We start from the raw sequence: 3,790 nt of genomic DNA on the forward strand, positions 1-3,790 counted from the left end.
ACCACTCTATGATCAAGTGGTTTTTTCTAATTTTTTATTTCAATTTCTCTGAATACTCTTTGGCTCTTTTTGAAAATTCTTCAAAGTTAATTGCACCAGTCTGTTCAGCTAAAATTAATAGAACCATCTCTCGAGTTACAGTTAAACCTTCCATCTCTAACGATGCTTTAACCGATAAGAAATCATCCATAATCTCATTTAGTCTAACTCTTAATTCGTCTCCTGTAAGAGTTTCAGTTAAATCTTCACGAGCTTTAAACATAGCTTTAATGGACTCAAATTCTTCGTCTGTTACATATTGATCACCAGGAACTTCAGGCATTATAAGTTTTTCTTCTCCCACTGGATACTCGTTCATAGGTATTCCTCCATTCTGTAATAATTTTAGGTAGGACCGTAGATCGCCCCTTACCTTGAACAGCCAAAGACTGCCTTTATGGCAGTCTTATTGTCTTTAGACATCAGTATTCTTTTAAACCGATACGAGTAGCCCATGCGATCAGGAGTTTATCATCGATTCGTTTTGGTTTATAACCGATTCTATCAATCAAGATTTCTTCAATGAGATTCATATAAGCCGTAAAACGCTTATAATCGTCTTCTGTGAGGTTTTTAAAGTCAAGGGGTACTTCTATATTATTTGAGAGCTTCAAAGCCATTCTGAGCGAATTAAAGGCGTCTGAGCGTTGTTTTCGAACTTCTTTTAGTAATTTTAGAAGATCATAAGTATGAAAATCATTTAATTCTTTATAAGTTTTGAAGCCATCGAATGAAATAAAGGGTTTTAAAGTTGGTCTTTGTTTAGTGAGCTCTGCTTCACAAAATGTGCAGCGGATCTCACTATTTTTATTTTCTGTTTTGCAGTAAGAACATTGCATGAATTTAGCCTACTTTTACTGTACTGGGATGGTCGTTTGTTGTTCCTTCTGGTTCCTGTTCATCTTTTTTGTATTCAAAGTCAGTTTTTTGTTCAATGCCATTTTCTCCGAATACTACTTCGAAACGAATTTGTTTAATATCGTTCCAATCACCTTTACCAAATAAAAATGGGTTGGCTCTGTATGTACCCCTACCTATGTTCTCTAAAATCCCGTTTTTCACGAGTTTATTTAAGTTGTTATTAAGACTTTGAACTGTTTTGAAATTTAAAGCATTAGCAATTTTTTCTCTTACATAAGGGTTTAATATAATCATATTTTCGTAACTCATATATTTTAATAGTTCAAATAATGTATCACTTGTTCCTTTTGGTAATCCGTTTAAAAGCACTAGATTATCTAAATATAACTTTACATAATTAGGTTCTTTATCTGTCCAACTTTCTTGAACGAATTTTTCGCTCATTATTTCTCCAGTAGAAAAATCTACAGTTTTTTCTACAACTTCTTTAGATACACGTTTCTTTTCATTAGCTTGAATGATCTTCTTTTGCCAATCTTGCATAATAGCACCTCGCTTAGTAATCGTTTCCATATTATTTATTATAATATAAAATAGATTATAAAAACAATGTGGAATTCGAAAAATGCATGTAATTTTATAATCGAAAATAGATTATAAAAGACGTAAAAATTGATTATGTAAGACGTAAAAACTGGTTATAAAAGACGTAAGAATTGATTATAAACAACGTAAGAACTGATTATAAACTTTTTAATAGAATTCAGTAGTACCAAGGGTTGAACCCTACTCGACTCTTCTATTCTATTATCTTATGTATCTTTTAATCTCTTAAATTAGGGGCTAAATAATATATGTTTTATTTAAATCCTCTTAAGTAGCGTAAACGCTTGTAAGATTGGCTAAAGCCAATCAAAATCGGCTGTTCAAGGTGGGGCTGGCAAATCTATCCTTAGAATCCCTTTAAACTCTTGTCCTTAGTGATTTTCTTAAAGATAGATTCCAGACTATATTCTTCTGGAATCCCTATAAGCCCACTGAAGGTGGGCTTTTTGAGTGGATGGAATCCGCTCTTTATCCTGCACTACTCATAATTGTCCGCATAGCTACCAATATGAGTTTCGATTTTAATGTTCATTCGCTGTTCATATCGAATGATATAAACAATTATTCACATTTTTTACAAAATTATTTTTATATACCATATTTTAACTTGTAAATTTATGGTATCGTAATGTGGTGTTTAAATTTTTTAGTAGAGAAAGGAAGATTTATTTGAAAAAGAAGTTGTATTCATTTTTAGCTTTATCATTTTTAGTTTGTGGAATGTTTTTTGTTTTTTCACCTTTAGAAAAAGCTTCTGCAAGCGAAATTGTTCCAGAAGAATTTGATGGAGTAGTAGAAGAATTTGATTTGAAAGACGTAGAACTTGTAGATGCTGATGCTATTGACAGTACATTAGAGTTCAATACTATAGAGGAATTTGAAGCTTTTTTGAAAGCAGAAGAGGAAAATGAAGTAAATAATGTTACTACTGAAGAATCCGGTTTAATTACTACATTTGCTGCTGGAACAAAAACATATACTTACAAAGAATATACTGGTGTATCGACAATTACTTCGTATGCAAAAGTAACTCGAGATAGTAAAAATAAAGTTACTAAAGTTGTTGTATGGAGTTCTCAAACAGGATTAGCTTTTCCTATAGCATATACTCAAAATGCCGTTGATTACACATTGAATTCAGCTAAAACAGGCGGTAAAGCATATGTTTATGGAACAAAAGCATATGGAGTAACTGTAGGCGGACAAGGTATTGCATATAAGAGAAATGTAACTTATACAGTATCTTTTTAAATGTTATAATTTAACGTGAATAAGAAAGGGGTAAATTAAAATGGCTATAAATTACTTTGATGTATTCTTTACTCTAGCATTTTTCACTATTTCATTTTTTATTATAACTTTTGCTATACGATTGTTTAAAAATAGAAAAAAAAGAGTAGCTTAGTGCTGCTCTTTTTTTATTCATTTTCATACTTGGCCCACAAATATTTAAATCTATTTTTATAATCATCTAATTTTTTAAAGGAATTTTCGTTTATTAATAGAATTCCTTTGTGAAAACGGGTGGTGAACGCATTGGAAATTGAATTAGGATACTTCTCGAAGGATCTTGCGCTTGAGTTAGAAATCACAACTTCAACGTTAAGAAGATGGTCTATTGCCTTAGAAAAAAATGGGTACATTTTTGAACGGAATGAAAAAGAGCAGCGCGTTTATTATGATCGCGATTTTAGGGCATTAAGAGAATTAAAACTTTTATTATCCAATTCGATACCTTTCGATAATGCTATAAAAGTTGTTGCATCAATGGATTTCGAAAACGAAAATCCTCAAAAAACACCAAGCGTTTATAACGAAATGATCCGTTTATCGAAGAGTGAATTACAGTTAATTATTCAATCTGCTTTGGAACAAGAAAGAGAAATCATTTTAGCAGCTATGGACGAAAAGCTAAATAATAAAATCGAGCAAAGGGATCGAGCCCTGGTTCATCAATTAAAAGAAACTCTAACTGAAAAACAATTGGAGCTGCAGCGACCACAAAAGGGCTTTTTTAGAAGAATCTTTTCAAAATAAATTTGCCCCGCTGGTTAAATGCAAAGCATTCTTATGGCACATTGAAATACTGAAGGTATGTAAATGGGCACTACCCATTAACCCCTTAAATTTTTTAAGGTGTGTAGATGGGCACTCTCATTTTTAAAAATGATTTGTGATGGTTTTTAATTGCCTATAAAAATAAAAAAACCACTCTATGATCAAGTGGTTTTTTCTAATTTTTTATTTCAATTTCTCTGAATACTCTTTGGCTCTTTTTGAAAAT

5 protein-coding genes are annotated in these 3,790 nt (G+C 31.5%); 2 read left to right on the forward strand and 3 right to left on the reverse strand.

Going from position 1 to position 3,790, the window contains the following annotated elements:
* Positions 1–34 precede the first annotated feature (34 nt).
* The 3 genes from H9636_RS18785 to H9636_RS18795 all read right to left on the reverse strand — a co-directional run bounded on the left by H9636_RS18785 (position 35) and on the right by H9636_RS18795 (position 1,443).
* Positions 35–358 (reverse strand): hypothetical protein, encoded by a 324-nt coding sequence (locus H9636_RS18785; protein WP_191709079.1) that lies wholly within the window; start codon positions 356–358, stop codon positions 35–37.
* A gap of 103 nt (positions 359–461) precedes the next feature.
* Positions 462–878, reverse strand: coding sequence for a hypothetical protein (locus H9636_RS18790; RefSeq protein WP_191709075.1), 417 nt, complete (start codon positions 876–878; stop codon positions 462–464).
* A gap of 4 nt (positions 879–882) precedes the next feature.
* Positions 883–1,443, reverse strand: a complete 561-nt coding sequence (locus tag H9636_RS18795) for a replication/maintenance protein RepL (RefSeq protein ID WP_191709076.1) — start codon at positions 1,441–1,443, stop codon at positions 883–885.
* A 732-nt stretch (positions 1,444–2,175) separates the two neighbouring features.
* Between H9636_RS18795 and H9636_RS18800 the strand changes: the two genes are divergently transcribed.
* Both H9636_RS18800 and H9636_RS18805 read left to right on the forward strand, forming a co-directional pair.
* Entirely contained in the window at positions 2,176–2,757 is a 582-nt protein-coding gene (locus tag H9636_RS18800) for a hypothetical protein (RefSeq protein WP_191709077.1), read from the forward strand.
* A gap of 285 nt (positions 2,758–3,042) precedes the next feature.
* Positions 3,043–3,543, forward strand: coding sequence for a MerR family transcriptional regulator (locus H9636_RS18805; protein ID WP_191709078.1), 501 nt, complete (start codon positions 3,043–3,045; stop codon positions 3,541–3,543).
* Positions 3,544–3,790 lie beyond the last annotated feature (247 nt).

Origin of the sequence: Ureibacillus galli, from assembly GCF_014836845.1 — a bacterium.
In the GTDB taxonomy this organism is placed as follows: domain Bacteria; phylum Bacillota; class Bacilli; order Bacillales_A; family Planococcaceae; genus Ureibacillus; species Ureibacillus galli.

Excerpts from the sequence above, each read along its gene's own strand:
- H9636_RS18795 (WP_191709076.1), bottom strand. The coding sequence starts at position 1,443 with ATGCAAGATTGGCAAAAGAAGATCATTCAAGCTAATGAAAAGAAACGT.
- H9636_RS18785 (WP_191709079.1), bottom strand. The coding sequence starts at position 358 with ATGAACGAGTATCCAGTGGGAGAAGAAAAACTTATAATGCCTGAAGTT.
- H9636_RS18790 (WP_191709075.1), bottom strand. The coding sequence starts at position 878 with ATGCAATGTTCTTACTGCAAAACAGAAAATAAAAATAGTGAGATCCGC.